At 52.1% G+C, this 24625-nt stretch carries 23 protein-coding genes; 10 read left to right on the top strand and 13 right to left on the bottom strand.

Annotation, left to right across the window (positions count from 1 at the left end):
• Positions 1–42 precede the first annotated feature (42 nt).
• A complete protein-coding gene (locus tag CCY32_RS06215) occupies positions 43–1152 on the bottom strand; it encodes a PQQ-dependent sugar dehydrogenase (RefSeq protein WP_210401692.1) in 1110 nt (369 codons plus the stop codon).
• Positions 1153–1200: 48 nt separating this feature from the next.
• On the opposite strand from CCY32_RS06215, the gene CCY32_RS06220 reads away from it, so the two are divergent.
• Both CCY32_RS06220 and CCY32_RS06225 read left to right on the top strand, forming a co-directional pair.
• Positions 1201–1695, top strand: a complete 495-nt coding sequence (locus CCY32_RS06220) for a hypothetical protein (RefSeq protein WP_088329748.1) — start codon at positions 1201–1203, stop codon at positions 1693–1695.
• 199 nt (positions 1696–1894) lie between these two features.
• Positions 1895–2635, top strand: coding sequence for a MipA/OmpV family protein (locus CCY32_RS06225; RefSeq protein WP_088329749.1), 741 nt, complete (start codon positions 1895–1897; stop codon positions 2633–2635).
• 16 nt (positions 2636–2651) lie between these two features.
• On the opposite strand, the gene CCY32_RS06230 is transcribed toward CCY32_RS06225, so the two are convergent.
• From CCY32_RS06230 to CCY32_RS06250, 5 genes are all read right to left on the bottom strand, one after another.
• Positions 2652–3551, bottom strand: a complete 900-nt coding sequence (locus CCY32_RS06230) for a hypothetical protein (protein ID WP_088329750.1) — start codon at positions 3549–3551, stop codon at positions 2652–2654.
• 80 nt (positions 3552–3631) lie between these two features.
• A complete protein-coding gene (gene asnB / locus CCY32_RS06235; protein ID WP_088329751.1) occupies positions 3632–5641 on the bottom strand; it encodes an asparagine synthase (glutamine-hydrolyzing) in 2010 nt (669 codons plus the stop codon).
• Positions 5642–5705: 64 nt separating this feature from the next.
• On the bottom strand, positions 5706–6779 hold the full coding sequence (locus CCY32_RS06240; RefSeq protein WP_088329752.1) for an aspartate carbamoyltransferase: 1074 nt from the start codon (positions 6777–6779) through the stop codon (positions 5706–5708).
• Between the two features lie 102 nt (positions 6780–6881).
• Positions 6882–8315 (bottom strand): sodium:solute symporter family protein, encoded by a 1434-nt coding sequence (locus tag CCY32_RS06245; RefSeq protein WP_246840544.1) that lies wholly within the window; start codon positions 8313–8315, stop codon positions 6882–6884.
• Entirely contained in the window at positions 8305–8733 is a 429-nt protein-coding gene (locus CCY32_RS06250; RefSeq protein ID WP_088329754.1) for a hypothetical protein, read from the bottom strand. Before CCY32_RS06250 ends, CCY32_RS06245 begins: the two co-directional genes overlap by 11 nt.
• 177 nt (positions 8734–8910) lie before the next feature.
• Here CCY32_RS06250 and CCY32_RS06255 point away from each other — a divergent pair, with 177 nt between their 5' ends.
• From CCY32_RS06255 to CCY32_RS06275, 6 genes are all read left to right on the top strand, one after another.
• Positions 8911–10179 (top strand): Zn-dependent hydrolase, encoded by a 1269-nt coding sequence (locus tag CCY32_RS06255; protein WP_088329755.1) that lies wholly within the window; start codon positions 8911–8913, stop codon positions 10177–10179.
• A gap of 37 nt (positions 10180–10216) precedes the next feature.
• Positions 10217–10978: an ABC transporter ATP-binding protein gene (locus CCY32_RS06260; protein WP_246840545.1), complete on the top strand. Its 762-nt coding sequence runs from the start codon at positions 10217–10219 to the stop codon at positions 10976–10978.
• A gap of 3 nt (positions 10979–10981) precedes the next feature.
• A complete protein-coding gene (locus tag CCY32_RS06265) occupies positions 10982–13348 on the top strand; it encodes an ABC transporter permease (RefSeq protein WP_088329757.1) in 2367 nt (788 codons plus the stop codon).
• 3 nt (positions 13349–13351) lie between these two features.
• On the top strand, positions 13352–14569 hold the full coding sequence (locus CCY32_RS06270; RefSeq protein WP_088329758.1) for an HlyD family efflux transporter periplasmic adaptor subunit: 1218 nt from the start codon (positions 13352–13354) through the stop codon (positions 14567–14569).
• A gap of 63 nt (positions 14570–14632) precedes the next feature.
• On the top strand, positions 14633–14806 hold the full coding sequence (locus tag CCY32_RS17185; RefSeq protein WP_168171441.1) for a hypothetical protein: 174 nt from the start codon (positions 14633–14635) through the stop codon (positions 14804–14806).
• A gap of 380 nt (positions 14807–15186) precedes the next feature.
• A complete protein-coding gene (locus tag CCY32_RS06275; protein WP_088329759.1) occupies positions 15187–16476 on the top strand; it encodes an NAD(P)/FAD-dependent oxidoreductase in 1290 nt (429 codons plus the stop codon).
• Positions 16477–16522: 46 nt separating this feature from the next.
• On the opposite strand, the gene CCY32_RS06280 is transcribed toward CCY32_RS06275, so the two are convergent.
• Complete coding sequence (locus CCY32_RS06280; RefSeq protein WP_088329760.1) at positions 16523–17329, bottom strand: transporter substrate-binding domain-containing protein; 807 nt, start codon at positions 17327–17329, stop codon at positions 16523–16525.
• A gap of 247 nt (positions 17330–17576) precedes the next feature.
• Here CCY32_RS06280 and CCY32_RS06285 point away from each other — a divergent pair, with 247 nt between their 5' ends.
• On the top strand, positions 17577–18014 hold the full coding sequence (locus CCY32_RS06285; protein WP_210401693.1) for a CBS domain-containing protein: 438 nt from the start codon (positions 17577–17579) through the stop codon (positions 18012–18014).
• Positions 18015–18103: 89 nt separating this feature from the next.
• Here CCY32_RS06285 and CCY32_RS06290 read toward each other — a convergent pair whose 3' ends face one another.
• Complete coding sequence (locus CCY32_RS06290; protein WP_088329762.1) at positions 18104–18715, bottom strand: 2-hydroxychromene-2-carboxylate isomerase; 612 nt, start codon at positions 18713–18715, stop codon at positions 18104–18106.
• A 470-nt stretch (positions 18716–19185) separates the two neighbouring features.
• On the opposite strand from CCY32_RS06290, the gene CCY32_RS06300 reads away from it, so the two are divergent.
• A complete protein-coding gene (locus CCY32_RS06300) occupies positions 19186–20055 on the top strand; it encodes a transporter substrate-binding domain-containing protein (protein WP_088329764.1) in 870 nt (289 codons plus the stop codon).
• Positions 20056–20235: 180 nt separating this feature from the next.
• Here the strand turns inward: CCY32_RS06300 and CCY32_RS06305 are convergent, their stop codons facing one another.
• The 5 genes from CCY32_RS06305 to CCY32_RS06325 all read right to left on the bottom strand — a co-directional run bounded on the left by CCY32_RS06305 (position 20236) and on the right by CCY32_RS06325 (position 24624).
• Entirely contained in the window at positions 20236–21543 is a 1308-nt protein-coding gene (locus CCY32_RS06305; RefSeq protein ID WP_246840562.1) for a hypothetical protein, read from the bottom strand.
• A 15-nt stretch (positions 21544–21558) separates the two neighbouring features.
• Positions 21559–22170, bottom strand: a complete 612-nt coding sequence (locus CCY32_RS06310; protein WP_088330122.1) for an energy transducer TonB — start codon at positions 22168–22170, stop codon at positions 21559–21561.
• Between the two features lie 74 nt (positions 22171–22244).
• Complete coding sequence (locus tag CCY32_RS06315) at positions 22245–22649, bottom strand: biopolymer transporter ExbD (RefSeq protein ID WP_088329765.1); 405 nt, start codon at positions 22647–22649, stop codon at positions 22245–22247.
• Between the two features lie 84 nt (positions 22650–22733).
• Entirely contained in the window at positions 22734–23258 is a 525-nt protein-coding gene (locus tag CCY32_RS06320; RefSeq protein WP_088329766.1) for a MotA/TolQ/ExbB proton channel family protein, read from the bottom strand.
• Between the two features lie 4 nt (positions 23259–23262).
• Positions 23263–24624, bottom strand: a complete 1362-nt coding sequence (locus tag CCY32_RS06325) for a MotA/TolQ/ExbB proton channel family protein (RefSeq protein WP_088329767.1) — start codon at positions 24622–24624, stop codon at positions 23263–23265.
• Between the last annotated feature and the right edge of the window lies 1 nt (position 24625).

Genomic DNA, 24625 nt, shown 5'->3' on the forward strand with positions numbered 1-24625 from the left:
TTGCTACATCAGTCATTCGATGGAACTGAGCCCCTGATACCCTCACTCTCTCATTCTTACCACTTTTAATAGCCGGCCCGATGCCTCATCGGTCAGCAAATACAAGCCACCGTCTGCAGCCACCGCAATGTCTCTGAGCCTCACATCCAGTTCGCTCAATAATGTCTGCTGAGATTGCAGTTTGATACCATCCAGCACCACCCTACGCACTTCTTTACTCTTAAGTGTGGTGGATAACAAATTGCCCTCCAGTTCCGGGAACATGGCTCCCCGGTATACCACCATCGCAGAGGGAGCAATAGAGGGAGTCCAGTCCACTACTGGCTGGAGCATTCCGGGATATTCACTGAAGGGACTGATATTGGCACCGGAATAATCCTTCCCATGTGTGATCACCGGCCAGCCATAATTACTGCCGCTACGAATAAGGTTAATTTCATCTCCCCCATCGGGACCATGCTCGTTGGCAAAGAGGAGCTTTTTGAACGGATCCCAGGCCAGTCCCTGTGGATTGCGGTGGCCGAGGCTATAGACGCCCTCCGCTCCCCCCTCAATGTGCGGGTTATCTGCCGGGATACTGCCATCATCGTTCAAACGGATAAGCTTACCCAAATGGCTGGCCGGATTCTGCGCCTGTTCCCGATAGTCAAATCCATCTCCACTGCTGAGCACCAACGTGTTGTCGTCCATAAATGCCAGGCGCCCACCATAGTGCACTGGCGTATCTTTCATGGGTTGTGCGCGAAATAACACCTGCTGTTCGACTAATCTGTCATCGACAAGTCGTGCCCGCATCAAACGCAACTGATTGTTGTCATCGGTGCCATGGGCATAGGTCAGATACAGCCAACCGGTAGCGGTATATTGTGGATGCAGAACAACATCCATCAGCCCGCCCTGGCTGTTGTAATACACCTCGGGCACCCCCGAGATGGGCGCTGAAACCTTACCATCAAGAATGCGTCTGAGCTGACCGGATTTTTCGGTCACCAGCAGACTGCCATCCGGCAGTTCCGCAACCGCCCAAGGATAGTGCAGCTGGCTGGCAAGGGTGTGCACCTGATAATCGCTAAAGTCCTCAGCCCCTGCACACAGTGCGCTCAGGGGTAGCGCCATTAAAGCCAATAACAATCGCCGGATTACACAGGGCATAACACCTCCTCTTTTCGTTTCAGACAGTGTGTTAATTATTCATCAACTATGCAATTATTTGTTTTACATAAAATTATTGCTGAGGCGATGATGCCTGATTGGATGCGATTCGTGTTGCGATACCTGGTGGCCACGCTGCTGTGCTTCACCCTGGCCAGCATCGCCCATAGCCAGATGGTTTTATGGGGTCTACAACAACAGGCTATTGTCATTCCTCCATTTGAACGACTGCAAATGACCCTGAGCGACTGGTGGGGACTGCTCCCCACCTATGGCAGTGTCATTGCTGTTGGACTGCTGATTGCCCTACTGGTAGCCACTTGGCTGAGTCGCAAAACAGGTCCTTGGGGTGGCTTAGTCTTCGGCCTTGCCGGGGCCGTGGCCCTTCTCAGTATTTTGCTGGCGATGCAGCCGATTATGGATATCACCCTGATTGCTGGCGCCAGAAGCCACATGGGTTTACTCCTGCAGGTCAGCGCCGGTTTCATCGGCGGACTGGTGTTTTACTGGCTACGTAAAAAGCCAAAACGTCATTTTGACTAAGGCGGGTTACTCATCCCATTGGCATACTGTCCGCTTTGCCGCGGTTACACTGACCCATTTCTGTTCTACCCACGTAAAGACCTTTACCTCTGCATAAGTGGCCTGACCTGAACAGCTAAAGAATACCACCAGGCTGGCAAAGCATTAAGGTTATGGCCATCACAATAAATCAGCATACGACAACGGACGGGGAACCAGAATGAGATTGACAACACTACTTATGGGCGCCGGTCTGTGCAGCGGCCTGTCTGCCCAACCCGCAGAGACTCAATGGGGGGTTGGGGTAGGTGCCATTGTCCAGAATGAGGGATATGTTCAGGCACAAACTGAGACCCACGTTATCCCTTTTGTCACCTATCGCAGCGAGCACTTCTATGTGGTGGGCCCCAAGTTGGGTTATCACCTTTACCGGGACAAACAGAGGCCAGACATCACCGTCATCGGTCAATTCCGCTTTGATGGCTTTGAGATAGAAGACAGCGCCTACTTCAGTGGTATGGAGGAACGCGATGTGGCCTTTGATATGGGGCTTGAAGTGAAATACCGTACATCACTGGGGCAACTGTCTGGCTATTACCTTAAGGATGTAACCGGCGCCCACGAGGGCAGTGAAGCAGGCATCAGCTATGCCTATCCCATTCCGTTTTCCAGGCAGTTACGACTGACGCCCTCCGTTACCCTGTCCAGACTGGATGGCAATCTGGTGGATTATTATTATGGTGTCCGGCAGCAGGAAAGCACGATACAGCGTCCTTTTTATCAGGGCAACCAGACCACCAATGTGTCTGTGGCGCTCAATATGCTTTGGCAGCTAACCAGTAAACATAGCCTCATTGGTAATGTGCAATACAGCCATTTCGGTGACGAGATAAAAAACAGCCCACTGATAGAGGACAATGGCAGCCTGGGTGTCGTGGCGGGGTATATTTACGCATTCTGAGCCGCCGCCGTCAGGTCTATTCAGAGATAGTTGCCGTATCGGCTTTCAGCCACAGGGCCTGGTTCTTGAGTGGCACCCCCTCACAAAGCAATGGATTGCTTAGCTCAATAAGATGACGGTGCCCCAGTTGCAAACGCTCAAGCCTGTCAGCAAAACTGCTGTTAAACAGACGCAGAAAACTGCCATCGGCGAGTGATTGCTGCAAACCGCTAAGCAAGGCATCCGCCAGTTCATCATCTCCTTGGTCGACGAAAAAATAATAGGCGCTGGGATACTGAACCAGAAGATGGGAGTCTATGCGTAAATCCAATGGCATCTGGCGACTCAGGTCCTGTTCGATCTCGAGCACAGAACGCAGGAAGTAATCGATTCGCTGTTTATGCAGCATCTGATATAAGCCCTGAACATCACTGCCACCGAATACCCTCAGACCATTGCTGCGCAGTATTTTAGTGTCGCTCCAGCTGTGAAACTGGCCCACGACTAGCCTGTCCAGATCCTCAATCCGTCTTACCTCACGCAGTATGTCAGCGCGCTGCTCATGTACCAGCGCCACACGCATGCCGTTGCCACCCCGAAACAAGGGAAAATGAACGGGTCTCCCCATTTTTGCCCTGTCTTTGGTACAGGTACCCATTACTACATCCAGTCCATTCTCTTCCCCTAGCAGCGCGAAGCTTCTCTCCTTTGGCAGGTCGGCACCCAGGGCAGAAACCTGATAAGTTGTCTGCTTGGAATAGGATAACGCCTGCTCTAACACAGCAATCAGATAAGAATCACGGGGAAATCCGGGATAGGTAACGGTTCTGGTATTATCGGGTTCGGCCCCTACGTAAAGCGATGCAAGGGCGAGGGACGCCCCGAAACACAATGCGCGTGCCCAAAAGGGTAATAACCTCAGTGTCTGACGATTCATGAGAATATCCCGGCACAAGCCTGTTCTGAAAGAGGAAAACGACGGCTATCTATTGATTTGCCGCCGTTGTTCGTCTCACCTTAAACCACCCAGCCCAGTTGCTGTGCCTTGTCGTGGGCCAGTTGCGGAATGTCCTGCTCGATAAAGTGATGATGCAACAACATCACACCCAGCACGTGATTGAGTACCGCATCGATTTGCACTTTATCCGCAGGATCCGTATCCCGGCTCTCCTGCTTTTGCATCAATGTCTGTACATAATCGGCATCAATAAAGCCGGCGTTTTCCAGCTTTTCCTTAGACGCATAGCGTTCAAACAGGCCTTTGAGCTTCTGCCATTTCTTATCATCGGTATGCGCCGGTGGGGCCATAAAAGCAAACTTCTGGCGTTCATACAGCACCGTGGGCAGCAGCCCTTTCATCGCTTCGCGAAGCACATATTTCTCTTTGCTTCCTTTGATGCGCATTTCAGGTGGAATGGTCGCGGCAAACTCTGCCAGATGATGATCCAGAAACGGCGGTCTGGCTTCCATGGAATTAGCCATATCAACCCTGTCGCCGCCCCAGGTCAGAATTTGCCCTTCCAGCATGGTTTTAATCCAGACATACTGGGCTTTATCCAGGGGATGGCGGTCGGTAAGAAAGTCTTCATCCAGCCTGTCTGCAATAGCAGCGCCGGGTTCATAGTCGGCCAGTTCTTCACGTATCTTGGGTGTCAGCAGGTTGCGGGCCAAATCAGAACATCCCAGCCAGGGTTGCAGACAGCTCGGTGTAAAGCCCACTTTGTCATTGATTTTTTCAGACACATATTCATCTTTGGGCAGCATGGCGCCCTGGAAAAGCTTATTGGATTCTGCCAGTGTCTGTTGCCATTCAGCCGCCTGATCCGCGTTTAGTCCTTCCATGCCGTGTAAGAACATGTCCTTGCGAAAGGCCGGATAACCGGCAAAGAGTTCATCGGAGCCCTCCCCCGTGAGCACCACTTTATAATCATTGTGGGTCACATGCTGACTCATCATCAGTTTCGCCACCGCCAGCGTATTATAGATAGTGCGCTCCGTATGCCAGATGGTGCGCGAGAAATTGTCATACAATAGCTCTGCATTGAGTTTGAGAATATCCTGCTCAGCTCCGGTGGCACGGGCCATTTCAGTAGCAATACTGGCTTCATCGTACTCATCGTTGTCAAAGCTGATGGTAAAGGCCCGAATCGGATCCTGTGCCGCCGCCGAGGCCAGTCCCAGAATGGAACAGGAGTCAATGCCCCCGGACAGGTAACAGCCTACCGGCACATCGGCGGTCAGGCGCAGCTGCACGGCTTCAAGGAGTTGGTCGCGAACGCCTTTGATGTAATAGTCATCATCCATGCGTGGACGCTGTTCCGGGGTCGGAAAATCCATATCCCAGTATTTGGTTTTTTCGATCTTGAATTCCCCGCCCTCACGGGTGATTTTCAGCATATAACCGGGCTCTACCTGATGCACGCCTTTAAAGGCCGTGGTACCCGGCACCATGACCTGAATCAGCTGATGAAACAGACCATGACTGTCAAATTCAGCGGTCACCTCGGGATGCGCCAGCACGGTTTTCACCTCCGAACCAAAGACAATATGGTTCTCTGTTTGCGTCCAGTACAGTGGCTTAATACCAAAACGGTCCCGCACCAGATACAGGGCATCCTGCTGTTCATCGTAAAGCGAGAAGGCAAACTCTCCTCGCAGGTGTTTCAGGGTCTCATCCATTCCCTCGCGAAGGTACAGATGAGGGACGATTTCCGAGTCACTTTTTGTCTCAAAATACTCCCCCTGAGCGGTCAGTTCGCCGCGCAGTCGCTGGTAATCATAAAATTCACCGTTGTGGGCGAATATCACCCGGCCACCATGCAGGAAAAAGGGCTGACGGCCGCGACTCTCATTGAGGTCAATAATAGACAAACGGGCATGGCTCATTCCCACACCCACGTCTTTAGGATTGCAGTAGCCATAATTGTCCGGGCCCCTGTGGTGCATAATTGCCGCCATATTGACCAGGATTTGTGAATCAATTTCGCGCTCAGGGGTGTTGGCAAAAATGCCTGCTATTCCGCACATAAATACTCCTAATTAATCAGTCTGTTGTCATCAGCAACGTGTCGTTCTGTGACTGCCAACGCCTCTAAATCACATCCAGTACCCGTTCGGCGCGCTGCACCAGACAGGTCAACAGTGCCATTCTCAGAAACACCGCGCCTCTGGCCTGAGAGAAATACCAGTTGTGGCTGGTGCCATCCAGACTGGTGCACAATTCCTCTCCCCGTGCCAGCGGGTGAAGTACAATGGCGTCCTCTTTAAGGGGTGAGTCGGCATCAATGTGAAAGACTTTGCCGTACTCCTTAAACGAATTGCCTTCCCAGGATATGGCATTGATATACACCACATCGGCTTTAGGCAGGACACTGTCCAGATCATTAGCGGTATGTATGGTCAGGCCGGCTTCCTGCAATTGCTCCAGCTGTCCGGGCGCAAACATGTCTTCGCTATCGCAATCGTTAACGATAGTGACCGATGCAAAAACTTCCGGGAAATCACAGAAAAGCTTCAGCAAACTGCGCACGGTGCGCATCTTTGAGGGCAAGCCCACCAGACAAAAATTAAGGGGTTTACCTGGCTCATCGGTGACCAGGTCCGGACGCCATTTAAAGATCGTATACAGATCTGCCAGAGCCTGGGTGGGGTGCTCGTCAATACCATTACCCGCATTAATAATGGGAATACGCAGGGCGTTCATCATCTCACGTACAGAGCCTTCCTGAGAGTCACGCAACACCACACAATCACCGTAGTTATTAAACATCTCGGCCACATCGCCCAGTGATTCGCCTTTGGCTATCCCGGTGGTGGAACGATCGGTAATCGACATGATATCGCCGCCTAAGCGGTGCCAGGCACTCTCAAACGACAGACGGGTGCGGGTGCTGGGTTCATAAAACGCCGAGATCAGGATCTGTCCGTTAAGGGAGGTGCTGAAACGTCCCGGATTGGCCTCGTATTTTGCCGCCAGACGAAATAACTGCAGTAAGGTATCCCGGTCGAATTGGTCTGAAGAAAAAATGTGCTGATCGGAAAGCTTGGCCAAATGGTCACCATCTTCTTCAATGGCCCGCAGCAACTTCTTTGGATGCGCATCACCCCGCACATCGGGGCGGGTTCGTTCGAACTGGACTACCTGTTCAATCTTGGGATCTACCATAACGACTTATCCTTCAGGTCGCGCTTATACAGCAATAATAAAATGATCGGAGCCAGTGCTGCGCCTGCGCATGCCACTAACACCAGTAGGGTTAACATTGTTTCACTCAGGTACATTGTCAGGCTCCTTAAAGGTCTGCCAGTCAAACTTGCCCGGAGCAAGCCACAGACCGAGCAGACAAATGGCCAGAGACATCAGGCAGGCGCTGATCGCCGCCACATAAAAACCAATAACAAAGTAAAGCACCAGACCGGTCACTGTGCCCAGCGCCATGGCCGCGGTTGCAAAGTTTCCTGTCAGCCTGGGTTGATATAGTCCGAAAACAATAGGAAAGATCGCCGACGCAACAAAGGCACCGGTAAAATTGAGTAAAGCGCCCAGCGTAGCCACTTTGGGAAGACACAGTAGCCAGGTGAGTACACCCAGCCCGATGACCACGCGCTTACTGACCTTAAGCAGTTTGTCGCTGTCCGCCCTGGGATTGATGAGACGTTTATACCCATCCTGGGTGATCAGATCTGAAGTCGCAGCCAGCAAGGAGTCCATGCTGGAGGCCAGGGCAGAAAAGACCACAATAAAGACGAAGATGGCACCGATGCTGCCAAGCAATTTGGCGGCCACCAGCGGCCCCACCATATCGGCACTGGGAGGAATAATGCCCAGGGAGAGCGCGGCCAGCGCCACAAAGCCGGTAACAATAGGAATTGGAAGCCATAACAGGCCACCGAGCAAAAAGGCGCGTTTGCCGACACCGGTTTTAAAAGCAAAGGCCCGGGACCACCAGACGTTGGAGTGGAAGATCTCACCAATACCAAAAAAGATGTTATTGAACAGAAACATGATTGCTGCAGGAAAAGCGAGGTTGAGTAATTCCGGCTGGAAATCACTGACTTGCGAGTGGATCTGGTCAATACCCACCTTATCAATACAGACCCAGGCGATAATGACCACCCCCGTCAGTATCAGAATGGATTGCACAAAGTCGGTGGCAATAACGGCTTTCAACCCGCCAAGCAAGGTATACAGCACGCAGATGATGAGAATCGCTGACATGCCGGTGTGATAATCCAGATCACTGAGAGAAGAGAGTAAAATCCCGCCGGCCATTCCCAGGCTCACCAACCAGCCCATGGCGTAAAACACAGAAATGACCATAAACATCGCCCAGGCCGACTTACCATAGCGAGTGCGAATAAAATCGCCGCTGGTAAAACCGTGCGGCATCAGCGACTTGATACGTTGGGCCATGGGCGCAAACAAAATCAGTCCTAACGCCGCCATGCTATAGCCCACCATGCCCCAGATCCCAAATTGATAAGCAAGCTGAGGGGCAACCAGAGTCGTATTACTGGTGATCCAGGTGGCCATGGCTGTGGCGGTGGCAAAGGCGAAACCAACATTGCGGCCGGCCAGAGCATAGTCATCGATACTTCGATTATCTCGCCCCAGATACCAGCCAAATGCGACCCAAAGCACACCAAAACCTATCAGGATGGCAATCGCCAGGCCCCAGTCGAGTTGCGCTTCAAGCATCATTCGCCTCCTTGCGGTTAAAGCTAAACAGCAATCCTGCTAACAACAGGAATGCGCCCAAGCCGACGGCAAAAAGCGTCAATGCCTGGGTCAGCGAGCGATGCCTGACGTCAATTTCGGCAATGAGCTTAGGGGATTTAGCACCGCTACTATCGGTGACTCTGGCCTGATAATGCCCGTCCGCAAAACCTGACAGAGTGGCCTGTTGCTGTCCGCTAATATCAAAGCGCTGGGCATTCTCAAAGTCGGCGACTTGCGCCTGCCCTTTCAGCTCTACCACCTCAAGACCATCGTAATCCTGAGCCAATTGATTAAATTCCAGAACAAAATACCCTTCCCGGGATTCAATCTGCTGCACTGCGAGGGCCGGAAAAGCCATCAAAAACACTAACACTAAAGCCAGCTTCAGGATCCTATCCATGCTGTGCTCCTCTGTTAAGTACATGATCCTATTCAGATAAAGATGCGTTACCTTGGATTAACATCTAACCTGATGGTTTCTCATAACATGCTAACATTGATATTACACTATACCGAACTCACCAAGGGCGACAACCGCAGCAGTACCTCACCGTCCAGAATTTGACCAGGAGGCAAGATGCAACAGGATTTATCCATACAACTGTCACGCTTACAGAATGATTTGCTGGAACTCTCTCATATCGGCTATGACCCAGAGACCAAAGGCGTGTTTCGACTCGGCTTCAGCGAGGCCGACATGGAAGCGCGCCGATGGTTAATCAAAAAGTTCAATGATGAGGGCTTCAGTGCCCGCATGGACAAAGCCGGCAATGTCATCGGCAGTATGAATGCCGATGCCAAAGGGCCGGTGATTGCAATTGGCTCGCATATTGATTCAGTCCCCGCTGGCGGCATGTTTGACGGTACCCTGGGTGTTTTGGCAGGCCTTGAGTGCATGCGGGTTATCCGCGATTCGGGTCTGCAATGCCAGTTTCCGCTAGAGGTCTATGCCTTTGCTGAGGAAGAGGGCCGCTTCGGTGGCATGATGGGGGTACAGGCCATTGTCGGCGAACTCAACCCACAATGGCTGGAAAACGCCCATGACCCTAATCATGTTCTGTTAAAAGATGAGATGGAGCGGGCCGGTCTGAAAGCCTTTGAAGCGCTCGATGCACGGGTCGAACCCAAGCATTTTGAAGCCTTCCTGGAACTGCACATTGAGCAGGGACCCGTGCTGGAGCGAATAAAGAAACCCATTGGTGTCGTCGAAGCCATATCCGGTGTGTATAAATGGATTGTGCGGCTGATTGGTGAGGCGAATCACGCCGGCACAGCCCCTATGGATATGCGCAGTGATGCCTTTATGGGCCTGGCCGACTTTGCGCACGAGATTCCGCGTATTATTGATGAGGACGGGTCGGATAAGAGCCGTCTTACCGTAGGCAAAGTGGAGCTAAAACCGGGTTATGCGCATACCGTACCCGGTGAGGCGGAGTTTACTCTCGTGGGCAGAGACACCGACCCGCAAATTATGCGTAATCTGGCGGATTCCTGCCGACGGGTGCTTTCAACCATCGCACGTAAACACAACCTGATGTTTGAGTTTGAACAAATGAGCTGGCTCGAACCTCAGGCGATGTCTGATAAGGTTGTAAAAAGCTTCTCCAAACAGGCAGAAAAAATGGGGCTGGATTATGAAGTGATGCCCAGTGGCGCCGGTCATGATGCCCAGTATATGGCGAAAGTGACCCCCACCGGCATGATCTTTGTGCCCAGTGTAGGCGGTATCAGTCACTCTCCCGATGAGTGGACCCATTGGCAGGATATTGAAACCGGCGCCAACCTGCTTCTGCAAACCGCATTGGAATACGCCAAACCCGCGAGTAAAAAGAAAAACGCAGCCTAAATCTCTGTTTCGACAGGCTGCGAAAAAGCAGGGAACCTTGTATGCTGGTGAGCAAATCGACTTTTTGCTCACCATCACAGTGAATAACGACGACTCTACCACGGCCTTTCGAACACGCTCGCTGAGCAAGGTATATGGACAAGGAGCCAGTGCGGTGTATGCGCTGCGCGGCGTCAACCTGAACATTCCGGCGGGCCAACTGGCCGTGCTGCTGGGCCCCTCTGGCAGTGGTAAGTCTACACTGCTGAACATCCTCGGCGGCCTGGATAGCGCCAGCAGCGGGGATGCCTGGTTTTTTGAACAAAACCTGACACAAATGGATGACGATGAGCTGACCCAATACCGGCGAAAGCATGTGGGCTTTGTTTTCCAGTTTTATAACTTGATGCCCAACCTGACCGCCCGTGAAAATGTTGAGTTAGTCACAGAAATTGCACAGAACCCTATGCCAGCGGAAGAGGCCCTGCAGATGGTGGGACTACAGCAGCGTCTGGATCATTTTCCTGCGCAGCTGTCCGGGGGCGAGCAACAGCGGGTTGCCATTGCCCGGGCCATCGCCAAGAAGCCCAAATTGCTGTTCTGTGACGAGCCTACTGGCGCTCTTGATAGCGTAACCGGCAGAGCCGTACTCAAAGTACTGCAGGATATTAACCGCCAACTGGGCACCACCGTTCTCATCGTCACTCATGCTGTAGCCACTGCGGCCATGGCTGACATGGTGATCCACTTCAGTGATGGAGATATCAGTAAGATAACCCACAATACTCAGGTACAAAATGCCGACACCATCGAGTGGTAAACCATGACCTCAGTACTCCATCGCAAAACCGTCAGAGACCTGTGGCAGATTAAGGGGCAGGCTTTTGCCATTGCTATGGTGGTGGCATTTGGCGTGATGATGTTGATTATGATGGAAGGCCTGATTTCATCACTTTCTGATACCCGCGACGACTATTATCAGCGTTACCGATTGGCAGATGTCTTTGCCCCGCTCAAGCGGGCGCCACAGCAGATACTTCACCGTATCAGCACACTGCCACAAGTATCGGCGGTTCAGGGCAGGGTGAATGGCGGTGCACGGATCGACTTACCACAGATCAGCGCACCTATTCACGCCAGGGCAATCTCTTTACCCGAGTTTGGAGAGCCCAGACTCAACCATGTTTTTCTGGCAGAAGGGCGTCTGCTCTCCCCCTCCCACCAGGAAGAAATTCTGCTGCTTGAAGGCTTTGCCAGGGCTCACGGGCTGACGCCGGGAGACACCCTCGCAACCACCATTCATGGTGTAAAGCGACGCCTGAAGATTGTCGGGCTGGCTCAGGCACCGGAGTTTTTATACACCACGGCACCGGGAGAGCTGGTGCCGGATGACGGTCGTTTTGCGGTCATCTGGATGAACCAGAAAGCGCTCGAAGCGGCTTATGATATGGACGGAGCGGTCAACGAAGTGCTGGTTAAGCTCGCTCCCGGCAGCAATCAGCAGGCCTTTATCAGCAGGCTGGATCAGCTGTTGGCGAAGTATGGTGGGCTGGGAGCCTATGGCCGGGATGAACATATCTCCAATCGCTTTATCAGCGAAGAAATCAATGGTCTGATCATGTCCAGCAAAATTGTACCGCCGCTTTTTCTGGCGGTGGCGGCGTTTTTGCTGAATATTGTCGCGGCCAGAATGGTTCAGGCACAGCGCTCTCAGATAGGCTTACTCAAGGCCTTTGGCTACTCAGATATGGTGGTAGCACTGCATTACCTGAAGTTCGTCATGATCATCGCCATCATTGGCGCTCTTATTGGCTGCATTGCAGGGGTCATGGCCGGGCGCTCGCTCAGTGGCTTTTACCAGCAGTATTATAAATTTCCCTTTCTGGTCTTTGCCATCGAGCCCTTCAGTCTGGTGAAAGGATTTGTGGTGAGTATGCTGGCCGCCGCTGTCGGTTGTGCACTGGTCATGCAACGCATCCTCAGGCTGACGCCGGCCATCGCCATGAGTCCCCCCTCTCCCACGGACTACAGCAAGAGTCTGACATTTGGTACCCGCCTCAGACGCTGGCTTGATCAACCCACCCGCATGGTACTGCGCTCGGCATTTCGCCAGCCGCTGCGGTTAATGCTATCGATCATGGGCATCTCTTTGGGCATGGCATTATCCGTTGCCATGTTGAGCGTGATGACAGCATTTGACCGCACTCTGGATCTCAGTTTCGATAACATTAACCGAAGTGATGTGACGGTCAGTTTTATTGAACCGCTGTCCGTCTCCACGCTTTACGCCTTGCAGGGAATGCCCGGCGTGCATCAGGTAGAAGGCGTCAGAGAGGTGCCGGTAAAGTTTGTACATGGCCGTCATCACTATCGTGGCGCCATTACAGCGCTTCCGGAGGTATCTGAACTGTACCGAGCGCTGAATTCACAACAACAGCCGATTTACCTGCCCAGTGAAGGCATCGTGCTCTCCCATTCTTTGGCCAAGACCCTTGCTGTGAAAACCGGAGAGTACATTCAGGTTGAGGTACAAGAAGGGCAACGCCCTACCCTGGACGTGCCGGTGGTCGCGCTCGCCAATACCCTGCTGGGCTCACCGGCATTTATGCAGCGAAGCAGTTTAAACCGTCTGATGGGACAGCCCTTGCGCGTCTCTTCTGCGTACCTGAAAATTGACCCGGCGGTCAGTGCCACACTGTATGAAAAATTAAAATCTATGCCGGTGGTTGCCGGGGTCAGTCTCAGTGCAGACAGCCGTGCCGCCCTGGCCAAAGTCATGGACAGTGGTGCCGGCGCGATGCGCTTTATCATGATTAGTATCGCAGCACTCATCACCTTCGGGATCATCTATAACACCGCAAGAATCGCTTTCTCGGAACGCACGCGGGAGCTGGCGAGCCTCAGGGTCATAGGTCTGACACGGGCCGAGACCAGCTTCATCCTGCTGGGGGAGATTGCACTGATCACCTTGCTGGCATTGCCCATCGGGGCGGTTATCGGGCATTATTTATCCTATTTGATTGCCATGGGCTTTGATACCGACCTGTATCAGATACCGGTTTCTTTTCAACCCGCCAATCATGCTATTGCAGGCATTGCCGTTATTGTGGCGACCTGCACTTGTGCCATGTTGGTGATGCGGGATATTCACCGCCTCGATTTAGTTTCGTCACTGAAGATCAGGGAGTAAGGCATGCCACTTAAGGGATCACGATTTTGGATAAGCAGCAGCGTGCTGATACTGCTGGTGATGGTGTTTATTTATGCACTGTGGCCCAGGGCTATTCGTGTTGAGGTGGCGGAAGTGATGCGTCAGCCCATGCAAGTCACTGTTGTCGAAGAAGGCCGGACCCGGGTCAAAGATGCTTACGTCATTGCCGCGCCGGTGGCGGGCCGCTTATTGAGAGTTGAACAGGAACCCGGCGATACGGTCAAAAAAGGCGAAACCGTGGTCGCCAGGCTCTTACCCCTCAGCCCTGCATTGTTAGATATTCGTAGCCGAGAACAGGCCCTGGCCGCGGTTGCTTCTGCACAGGCGGCCTTGCGTATGGCTAAGGCCGACCTGAGTCGGGCCCAGACAGACAAAGACCTGGCAGATAAACAACTGTCCCGGACCCAATCACTGTTCGCCAGTGGTATGAGTAATGAGGCAGACAAGGATATTGCTCAGAGCACGGCACGCTCGGCTGCCGCGGCCCTGGATACCGCCCGTGCAGCATTGGCTGTTCGCGAAGCAGAGCTGGATGCCGCCAGAGCCCGACTGATTGACATCAGGGACGCCACCACGGCTACAACCCCACCCACAGATACCAATATCATCGAAATTCGCGCACCGGAATCCGGAAAAGTACTGCAAATTCTGCAAAAAAGTGAGACCACCGTCAGCGCGGGGGCACCCATCATGGAAATTGGTGACACTGAGCATGATCTAGAAATCATTGTCGAGCTGCTCTCCAGTGATGCCGTGCGCGTGAGTAAAGGCGATGCCGTCCTGATTGAAAACTGGGGAGGGACAGAGACACTAACAGGGACGGTCAAACGAATTGAGCCCTGGGGCTTCACAAAATATTCTGCTTTGGGGGTGGAAGAGCAGCGGGTCAATGCCATCATAGCGTTTAACCAAAACGCCAGGGAACATGCCCTGGGTCACGGGTACCGGGTGGAGTGCCAGATTGTCATCTGGTCACAGGACGATGTGCTGAGTCTGCCTTCCAGTGCCCTGTTCAGGCACCAGTCTGAATGGGCAGTATTTACCGTCGACAAGGGCAGAGTCGCACTTAAACCTGTTGTGCTGGGCCATAATAATGGTATGCGGGCTCAGGTTACCGCTGGACTGACGGCCGGAGAACAGGTGATCCTCTACCCCGGACCTGCACTTAAAAATGGCAGCAAGGTGAGCATCCGGGAATAAACGCGATGTTAGCCGGATTTTGGTCTGCTAGACTGCTATTAAAGCGTAAAAAGGAGCATATTGATGACCAATGAACAAATGATCGTGGCACTCAAAGATGCAGAAAATAAGTTCAAACGTAATCAGGACGCCGCTGAAGCGGTCTGGTCACAGGGTTCACCCTTCCTTGAGATAGCCAGACAACAGGCAACCCGGGTTATGGAGCAGGAAATCGCTGCCATTATGGAAGCTGAATAAGACGCCTGCGGATAGGGCCTGAGGGGCAACACTCAGGTCCACTTTCTCATACTGATGAAACAAGCCAGATGCACCAGTAGCACCAGACAGTGCTTGGTGACTTTCAGATATACCTGCCCTTGCAGTATTTTGTTTTCACCCTGTAGGGGCCTTGCACCATTGCCATGGCTCATATTTCAACCACGACTGCTTGAGTGAAAATGGTCTCGTGCCATCACTCCTTACCGATTAGTTTTCCTAACCTAAGCATTAGAATATTCCCCTCTTATTTCTTTTCCCAGCGGCGTATGATGGTGATATTGCGATAATTAATAACGCCACTAACAAACTATGAATAAAGGCGCGCAGACCCGTTTTTTACTTAAAAAATCGGAGCATTTATGCAACACATCGTTATTGTCGGAGGAGGCGCCGGAGGATTAGAGCTGGCCACCAAGCTGGGTAACAAACTCGGCAAAAAGAAAATAGCCAAAATCACATTGGTCGATAAACGTACACGACATATCTGGAAGCCGCTGTTACACGAGGTAGCCAGTGGTTCACTTGACTCTGATATGGACAGCGTGATCTATTCGGCGCATGGTGCCAAGCAAGGCTACCACTTCCAACATGGAGAGTTTACGGATCTCAATGCGAAAGAAAAAACGCTGACATTAGCCACAATCTTTGATGATCAGGGTGAGATCCTGGTTCCAGAGCGACAACTCCATTATGACACTCTGGTTCTGGCCATCGGCAGTGTCTCAAATGACTTTGGCACGCCAGGTGTCAGCGATCACTGTTACTTTCTCGACTCAGTACCTCAGGCCGTGCGCTTTCATAAGGCATTGATCAATAGCTTTGTCAGGATCAACCAACAGGACAACGACAGAACGCTAAATATCGCCATCGTTGGCGGCGGGGCAACCGGTGTGGAGCTCTCCGCAGAGCTGCATCATGTTGCGACCCTTGCAGAGCGCTATGGCATGTCTCGTATGAGTTCGGGCAAACTCAAAGTCCACCTGCTCGAGGCGGGCAAGCGCATACTGCCCGCCCTGCCCGAAAAAATTGCCAATGCGGCCCGTCAGGAACTGCAAAGCCTGGGTGTTGAGGTACTGGAAAATACTAAAGTCAAAGCTGCCACAAAGCAGGGTTTTGAAACTTCTGAATCGACGCTGATCGAAGCCGATATGATGGTGTGGGCCGCCGGTGTCAAAGTCACAGACAAGATTAAAGAAATGGGGCTTTTTTCAGTCAATCGTATGCAACAGATTGAAGTGGAGCCCGATCTCCGGGCCAAAGGCTTTGAACATATTTACGTGATTGGTGACAGCTGCGGATTCGAGCAGAAGGATGGCAGTTGGGTACCACCCAGAGCTCAGTCGGCTCATCAGATGGCATCGGTGGCAGCGACCAACATCATCAATCAAATTAAAGGAAAGGCGCTGAAGTCATTTCAATACAGCGATCATGGCTCGCTGGTAAATCTCAGCCGATATAGCACCGTGGGCAGCCTGATGGGTAACCTCAGCCGTAACAGCATGTTTATCGAGGGACGTGTTGCCCGTTTTGTTTATATGTCGTTATATCGTATGCACCAACTGGCGATTCATGGCTGGCGCAAAGGACTGCTACTGATTCTGGCAGAAAAAATTAATCACGCGGTAAGACCCAAACTTAAACTGCACTAAAAAAAAGAGGCCCACCAAAATGGTGGGCCTGTCACTGATGACATACTTAGTTATTCGGATAGAGCGCGTGCTCAATAACCGGATATTGGCTGATCAGCTGCCGATATTTTTCTGAGTACTTGAGCTGGTTCAGGGCGTCCTGGAGACGATCTTCCACCCATTTGGGCGTGGCACGACTTAATCCAATGTACTGATGTGACTCCTGTAACGTATAAATGATTTCATACTTATTTAAATCTTCACCGATATGGTCCAGGTACCAGAAGGCAGAAATATCATCGTAGGCAATGGCGTTGAGATGATTACGCTTTAGCATCTCAACAATGGTTTTCGGTGAATCCTCACTGACAATGTTACGGACAGAAAAGCCGCTTTCAATCAGTAATTGCTCACCCACGTCCTGGCCGACCGTACCGATCACCAGTCCGGACAAGTCCTCCACCGACTCTGCAGAAAACTCCATATTGCGCTTCGCAATCACCACCACCCGGGTCGGAACCAAAGGCCCAATCCATCGAAATAGCGGGTCCCGGTGCTCGGTGTGGATCAGCGTAAAGAGCATGGTATCGGGCCGTAATAAACCTTGTTGATAGGCACTGGCCCAGGGCAACACCTGCATGTCGGCCCGGCTTTGCGCCGATCCTGTTGCCGCCAGTATTTGCTCCACCACATCGACGGTGAACCCTTTTACCTGTTCCTGTTCAACATAATTAAAAGGGGCAAAGTTTTCGGTTAGCAGGGTTAATGGGGGCAGGGGTTTTTGCATGTCACTACTGCCTTGATCGGTATTTGCCGATCCTATGACACTGAACAACATCAGACTGGTGAATAGCAAAGCAACTCGATAGATCATAGTAAACTCACATTGCAGATGTTAATTAATTGTTAGTGTAGCAAACCCCTCAAAAAGACAAGTGTTAATTTGCGCTGTATCGCTTTCCCACTTTTCTGCTCTGCAAAATAAAGGGAGCCAGAGAAATTTTATGGGTTTTTGCTCTGCATCGCTGGGCTGAAAAGCGACGCCTTTTTGATCCAGCACAATGGCAGATTTACAACTGTAAGCTAGTCTAAGTGACACTCATTCAAGAAGGAGAATGTCCGTGCAGGTTAAAGATATCATGACCACTGATTTACACACTTTAAGCGAAACGGCCACCTTGCAGGATGCCCACAACATGAGCCGTGAATATGGTATCCGCCATATTCCGGTCGTGGACAGTGAAACGGGCAAGCTGCGCAGTGTGGTGACGCAAAAAGCCCTGATCTCCAAAGTCATGAGATTGGCGAGAATTTATGGCGAGGAGGAACTGCCCGAGCAGGAGAAAGCTGTGCCGATACAGGAGGTTGCCATTGCAGATTGCGATACCATCGGACCCGAGCATCCGCTGCTGGACATGGCGGAATATTTTCTGGCCCATAAACATGGTTGCTTACCGGTGGTTGACGAACGAGGTGCCCTGCAAGGCATTATCACTTCCTCAGACTTCGTCAAACTGGCGATTACTCTGCTTAAGCATCAGGCCGCACCGGAATTCTGACGCGCAGTCTGCAAAATGGCGGCCTCAGCAGCAAGAAGGCCAGCTTGTGTGCACCGGCACCTGATGCATCAGAGCGCTAAGCCTTGCAATCAGGCCACGGAATACCGTCGTGACAACTCGCCTGCCCGCGCTACGGCCATCGACAAACGGTGCAAACCGGCGAAGGGTTCCTGTTGGACATGGAAAAAAGGGGCTTCGAAGACACCGGCGCGGATAGCCTGCTGGTTCTGTAAATGTAACCTTGCCCTGGCTTCCATACTGTTTGCCTGATCCATCACCACCAGCGGGTCCTGCCCGGCCAGCGCGATGCAATCAGCCAGCACTTTCTCATCGGCAATATTGCGATCCTGAGCGTAACCTGCCGCAAAAACACTGTGAATAAAATCCGTTATCCAGTCACTGTCACGGTACCAGCAGGCGATTCGTGTTGCCAGCCTGACCCCTTGCCAATGCCGTGAAGGAGGATAAAAGGACAAGCCATATTCACCACACACCCGCTTCATATCCAGCCAGGTGTAAGCCTGCTCGGGCGCTTCCGGTTGAGCCAGCGGCGCTGTCCCAGTGCGGGCTTTATGTGAAGTACCCAGCACACAGGCATACCAGTTAATGGTGACCTGATGACGCTGCGCTTGCTGTTCCAGTTCCAGCGCTGCGGGATAGCAATAGGGGCTGGAGAAATCAAACCAGAAATCTATTTCCATTGGCGATATTCCTTGTCAAACAACGTAAAAAACGGGGCGAACTCTCTGACACAGAAAGATGAATGCGATCGTGTACTGCCCACCGCGTTTACCGGAGCATGTCTGTCCCTTCTGTGCGCCCATCCTGTCGCCACCTGGCCTGCCGGCTATGCGTGGAAAGGGCGAAAAATCGAAGCGATGAAAGACCCACCGACATTAGTCTGTGCAAAAATCCGCCTTAAATAAATCGCACTGCTCATACGGGTTCAAATGCCCTCATACCTAAGCCGAGGAACATTAAGTAAGCCTATGAATATTCGCCCTTTTTGTTCAGTGTTCTATACTGTTATCTGGGCATTGTGTGAAGCAGGCTTGCCACCCTATGGCAACGCCGGTCTGACTCAATCAACACAACACCAACCGGATGACAAATGTTGCTTAGATTTATTGTTTTTTTCGGGCCCGGCCTTCTTTTATTTTGTGCGTCGCTAATGGCCTCACCGCATCTGCTGGTAGAATACCAATACCGAAATAAGGCTTATCAGGTGCAGGGCATTCGCACCGACCGCGGTTACTTGTTTGCCGATGAGACCACCGACAAATCGGTGGTGGTCTCCACCCTCAACTGGCAGCCCTATATCGGTGAAAACCTCTGCAAACAGGGCTGGGTGCAGCAGTTGACTGTGGCGCTGCTACACTCGCAAGGTTACGCCGTGCACGCACAGTTTCGCCCATGGGCACGGGCGGTACAGGAAGTTGAAAGCGGTGAATCCCACATTCTTTACCCGGAATATTATATCGAAGACCGCGCCCCCTCAGACATCTTCCCGGGAACCCGGCGACGCCAGCACCTGGCCCTGTCCGACCCCTTGCCCGGGGGCAGTATTGCTCTGCTCAAACGCAAAGGTGAACCGGATCAGTATCAGGGAGACCTTACGAACCTTAAAGGAGCCCGCATCGCGGTGGTGAGGGGGTATCAGAATACCCCCAGATTTGATGCCCTGATGGACCAGGGATACTTTAAAATCACCGAGGCTACCCATGATCTGCAGATGGCAAAGATGCTGCTGGCCGGTCGTGTCAATCTGATTATCGGTGACCCCAAAGTGATTTTCTATAACATCAGTCAGGCCAACGTTTCTTTCCCTGGTATTACACCCGATGTGAGCAAACTGGAAGTGGTTGAACCAGCTCTGCAGTACAACCATCTCTACTACGCCATCAGCCGTAAGAAAGATAACTGGCAACAACTTTTAGGTGATATTAATACGGCGCTGGCGGAATTTGCTGAGGCGGGCGAACTGGAAAGCATTGTCAGTCATACCACCCGTTATTGCGGTTTTGGCAAGAATCAGGAGTAAGGCAGCAACCCATCCGTCCCTGGACATCGCCGGGGAGTGTTCCCGACCACCCCGGTATACCATCCATCCCTGGATATCGCCGGGGAGTGTTCCCGACTACCCCGGCATACCATCCCTCCCTGGATATAAAAAAGCCACTCAGTGAGTGGCTAATCGGGGAGGGCCGCGTCGCGTTTTTGCTCAGGAAGAAAATTCCTCTTGCAGGCGCTCATAACTGACTTTCTCTGATTGCACATAGCGCCCCCACTGCTGGGCCATGCGTCTGGAGCTGTCATATTCTTCGGCTTTAGCCAGTTGATTGAGAGCATCATTAAAACGCTGTTTGTTAAAATACGCCATCCCCATCACCAGGTGCGACATACCCGGGTTACGCAGTTCCCCTTTATCCAGTGAACGCTGCGCGGCGGCAATAGCCTTATCCCACTGCTCCATATTCAGGTATAACTGACCTAACTGGGCATCCAGCTCACCGTCACTGGAAAGCTCTGCGGCGGCCAGCATCGCGGGAATGGCTTTTTCATTCTCTTTTGCCAGTGACCAGCAATTGGCAAGAAATTTGAGATTACGCAGATTTTTTTCCAGCGTACCATCCTGCATTGCCTGCTCCATCAACCTAGCCCCTTTAACCGGCGCCTGATGGTAGTAGTAAAGCTGAGCCAGGTTAAAAATGTCGGCACTGCTACTGATATAATCCTGCTGATAAGCGGCTTCAAGAATGGCCAGTTGCTTCTTCTCCTCCCCCAACTCTCCGTACATTCCGGCAAGCTGCACCCAATACTGAGGCTGGTTATAGTGACGTACCATTTTAACCAGTACATCACGCACTTTCTCTGGCTGCTTCAGTTCGTAGTACACCGCTCGCTGAAGAACGAACCAGTTTTCTTCAGGCACTTTATCTTCTGCCTCAACCATCTCGACGGCATCATTAATAAAGCGCGAGGCGCGTTCATAGTCTTTCATCTGATACATGGCCTGAGCCTTAATCAGATAATTCTTGGCCGGAATCTCGCCCTTATTGAGCACTTCCCACCGCTCAAGAAATGTCAGCGTCTTATCATAGTTGCCCTGCATCATGTGCAGCTGAGCAAGTGAGAACAAGGTGCTTAGCTCGAAAGTCTCCGGAATGGGCTGTTGCTCCACCACTTGCTCAAAAGCAGCAATGGCTTGGTCATATTTTTCTACATTGTAGAAAATGAAACCATAAAAGTTGTACATCATCGCCAACTCATAGCTGTTCATCGAATCAGCACGATCTTTAACCGAGTCCAGCGCTTCGATAGCTTCCTGAGTTTTATCTTCATCGGCGAGCGACTGAGCCCGTGCCAATTGTTCGTACACCTTAGCGCGAAGCGCGGGTGTGCGTCGGGTCTGACGCTCCTGGGTGTCTTCCTGGGCCTGTGCCACAGACACCGGGGTAACCGCAGGCAGGCCATATACAACCGAGCCAAGTAACGCGGCAATAATGAGCTGACTGACTGACTTTCTGATTACCATCATGCTCCCCTAACCATCAATCTGGAACGTTATACGGTTCTGTACACCGGAGACTTCGGCGGCTTCACCGTTGACGACTCTGGGCTTGTATTTAAACTTCAGCGCCGCATCAATGGCGGCCTGCTCGAAGATACCCTCGGGATTCGCTTCGACCACAAAGGGGTCTTTCACTGAGCCCTGTTTGCCGACGGTAAATTCAACAATAACGTAGCCTTCAATGCCTCGCTGCAAAGCTCGGCGGGGATAAACCGGCGCCACTTTAACAATAGGCAGATACTCACCGTCACCGCCCTCTAATGCCAATCCACCATCAATGGCCATATCACCACCAACATCGGCACTGAAATCCATACCGGCACCGCCCTCCGCATTGGGGGTCGGTGAATCCATCTGCGGCTGCTCCATCGGTGGGGGCGGCTCTTCAGGCTTGGGGGGCTTTTTCGGCTTACGATCTTTTTTCTCTACCGACTCTTCCTCTTTGACCCTGACGAAATCCAGCACGCTACCTTGTGCCGGCTCGGTGAGCGCACTGCCGCCCATCTGAATCAGTGATTGCATCAGGAAAAACAGCCCTAAGGTCACCGCACCAGCCAGTACCAGCGCTATCAGCAATCTTGGAATATTCATGCCAATGCAGACCCTTGTAATACTCTACAAATAAACATAATTCGTCCTCTGTTCAGGGACTGCCCGGTTTAATCCTGAGCAGCAATGGACACGTCATAAACACCGGCAGCCCGCGAAGCATCCATTACCTTAATCAGGGTCTCCGTGGTGGCTTTCTTATCCGCCTGTATGACCACGCTACCCTGCGGGTTTTCGGCGTATAAACGCTCAATATTGGCCTGCACAGCACGCTCATCGATGCGGCGTTTGTTGATCCAAATTTCATTCTTATCGCTGATAGCCACCAGAATATTGGCCCGGTCTTTTTTCACCGCCGTCGCCGCTTCAGGGCGATTTACATCGATACCGGACTCTTTCACAAAAGACGCCGTAACGATGAAGAAGATCAACATGATAAACACCACGTCCAGCATGGGTGTCAGGTCGATATTCGCCTCTTCTTCGTCTACCAGGTTCTGAAAATGCTGTTTCATAACTCTCTCTTACTCTGTTGGTCGGACTGGTGTCCGGCAAATCTTATCTGGTGCCGGGCAATCAGCCCGACCGACACGCGCTATTTAGTGCTCCAGCCCCATGGCATCTTCGATATGGGTTTTTTCCGTTTTACCGATCCGCGCCAGCCAGGTTGACGCAAACACACCAGACAAGGCACCCACCATTCCTGCCATGGTAGGAATGGTGGCTTTAGACACCCCAGATGCCATCGAGCGGGCATTGCCTGAGCCTGATATCGCCATAACGTCGAACACCTCAATCATGCCGGTTACAGTCCCCATCAACCCAAGCAATGGACACAGCGCCACCAGGGCCTGAATAATCGGTACGCTGGCATTGAGCTTTAACATCACCCGTGAAATCTGTGCCTGGCGTATCTGCTCGGCGAACCAGGAGGATTTATCCGCTCGGGCGTTCCAGCTGGCAATCGTCTGCTGCTTCAGTTGCTTATGCCAAATGAAGAAATACAGTGCACGTTCCAGAATCAGCAGCCACATCACGAATATCAGTACCCCGATGACCAGCAGCACCTCGCCGCCGGTCTCGGTAAAATCGCGTATAGCTTCAAAAAACTCTGCAAAGAACATGAACTTAACCTCGCTCGGCGCGTTCTGCTATGACACCGGAAGCCTGCTCCTGAAGGATATAAACGATGTTCTTGCTGCGGGTATTCAGCATCGCATACAGCAGTGTCATTGGAATTGCCACTACCAGACCCAGTACCGTTGTCATCAGTGCAGTTGAAATGCCGCCAGCCATGAGTTTTGGATCGCCGGTACCAAACAGGGTGATGGCCTGGAAGGTATTGATCATGCCGGTCACGGTACCGAGCAGTCCCATCAGCGGGGCTACCACAGAAATGATCTTGATGATGGTCAGATTGCGACCCAGCTTTGGCACTTCACCCAAAATGGCCTCGGTCAATTTAAGCTCAAGGGTTTCGGTGTCGACATCAGGGAACTCTTCACGCACCTTCAAAACCCGGCCCAGCGGGTTATTCGATTTCGCTTGCTTGGCCTTCAGCTGTTTGTTCACCTTGGCACGGATCAGCGTCAGACTAATGAGGCGCTCCAGGGCCAGCAGCAGACCGATCGCACCGACGACCAGAATGATATAGCCGACTACCCCACCTTGTTCGATACGTTCCTGAAAGTTAGGAGCTTGTACCAGGAGTCCCAGAATGGAACCACCCGTGGGATCCAGACCAAACTGCACCAACTCACCGTTTGACTCCTGCAACGCCTGCGCACTGTCGCCATAACGACCCGCCGGTTGGCGAACCAGTTCAGCCACTGTGCCGGTGCTGGGATTCATGTCCAGATATTTGCCATCAGATACCAGTGCAAAGGACCCGACACGCACAATTTCTTTGTTAACTTTTTCACCGCCGGCTTCAACCACATCGGTCATGAACTTGGTCACTTTGCCGGATTCGGTCATTTCCCGCTGAACCTCAAACCAGACCCTTTCGATCTCATCGATTGACGCCAGTTTGGAACTCTTGCCCATTGACTGGGCCAGCTCATCAAGGAAGGCGGCGCGGCCAGGAATCTGGGCAGAAATCACTGAGTTCTGGAACTTCCCACGGGTATCGCCTGCAACCTGCTGAAGCACGCCAAACAGCTCCTTGAGTGAGCCGAGACGCTGGGTCAACGCTTCATCCATATCGGCCAGCTTGTATTCGTTCTCCTGAAACTGGCGCTCCAGTTCCTCACTGGTCTGCAATGCCTGGTCACGGCGCTGGGCCGCTTCTTCTAGCATACGATCCTGCTCAGACACCTTGGCGGCAAATTCCTGCTCACGACGCTGATTATCTTTGTTCTGAACGATTTGCCCTTGTTCAAGTTGCTTGAGCAACTGATCCAGATCCAGGGCTTTGTCTGTGTCCTGGGCGAAGACGCCAGTCGCAACGAAAGAGGCGACCAACGTAAAAGTCTTTAATATGGATTTCATT

This window comes from Lacimicrobium sp. SS2-24 (genome assembly GCF_002201535.1).
Taxonomy (GTDB): domain Bacteria; phylum Pseudomonadota; class Gammaproteobacteria; order Enterobacterales; family Alteromonadaceae; genus Lacimicrobium.

Coding starts and splice junctions, on each gene's coding strand:
- CCY32_RS06215 (WP_210401692.1), bottom strand. CDS start 1,152: ATGCCCTGTGTAATCCGGCGATTGTTATTGGCTTTAATGGCGCTACCC.
- CCY32_RS06220 (WP_088329748.1), top strand. CDS start 1,201: ATGCAATTATTTGTTTTACATAAAATTATTGCTGAGGCGATGATGCCT.
- CCY32_RS06225 (WP_088329749.1), top strand. CDS start 1,895: ATGAGATTGACAACACTACTTATGGGCGCCGGTCTGTGCAGCGGCCTG.
- CCY32_RS06230 (WP_088329750.1), bottom strand. CDS start 3,551: ATGAATCGTCAGACACTGAGGTTATTACCCTTTTGGGCACGCGCATTG.
- asnB (WP_088329751.1), bottom strand. CDS start 5,641: ATGTGCGGAATAGCAGGCATTTTTGCCAACACCCCTGAGCGCGAAATT.
- CCY32_RS06240 (WP_088329752.1), bottom strand. CDS start 6,779: ATGGTAGATCCCAAGATTGAACAGGTAGTCCAGTTCGAACGAACCCGC.
- CCY32_RS06245 (WP_246840544.1), bottom strand. CDS start 8,315: ATGATGCTTGAAGCGCAACTCGACTGGGGCCTGGCGATTGCCATCCTG.
- CCY32_RS06250 (WP_088329754.1), bottom strand. CDS start 8,733: ATGGATAGGATCCTGAAGCTGGCTTTAGTGTTAGTGTTTTTGATGGCT.
- CCY32_RS06255 (WP_088329755.1), top strand. CDS start 8,911: ATGCAACAGGATTTATCCATACAACTGTCACGCTTACAGAATGATTTG.
- CCY32_RS06265 (WP_088329757.1), top strand. CDS start 10,982: ATGACCTCAGTACTCCATCGCAAAACCGTCAGAGACCTGTGGCAGATT.
- CCY32_RS06270 (WP_088329758.1), top strand. CDS start 13,352: ATGCCACTTAAGGGATCACGATTTTGGATAAGCAGCAGCGTGCTGATA.
- CCY32_RS17185 (WP_168171441.1), top strand. CDS start 14,633: ATGACCAATGAACAAATGATCGTGGCACTCAAAGATGCAGAAAATAAG.
- CCY32_RS06275 (WP_088329759.1), top strand. CDS start 15,187: ATGCAACACATCGTTATTGTCGGAGGAGGCGCCGGAGGATTAGAGCTG.
- CCY32_RS06280 (WP_088329760.1), bottom strand. CDS start 17,329: ATGATCTATCGAGTTGCTTTGCTATTCACCAGTCTGATGTTGTTCAGT.
- CCY32_RS06290 (WP_088329762.1), bottom strand. CDS start 18,715: ATGGAAATAGATTTCTGGTTTGATTTCTCCAGCCCCTATTGCTATCCC.
- CCY32_RS06300 (WP_088329764.1), top strand. CDS start 19,186: ATGGCCTCACCGCATCTGCTGGTAGAATACCAATACCGAAATAAGGCT.
- CCY32_RS06315 (WP_088329765.1), bottom strand. CDS start 22,649: ATGAAACAGCATTTTCAGAACCTGGTAGACGAAGAAGAGGCGAATATC.
- CCY32_RS06320 (WP_088329766.1), bottom strand. CDS start 23,258: ATGTTCTTTGCAGAGTTTTTTGAAGCTATACGCGATTTTACCGAGACC.
- CCY32_RS06325 (WP_088329767.1), bottom strand. CDS start 24,624: ATGAAATCCATATTAAAGACTTTTACGTTGGTCGCCTCTTTCGTTGCG.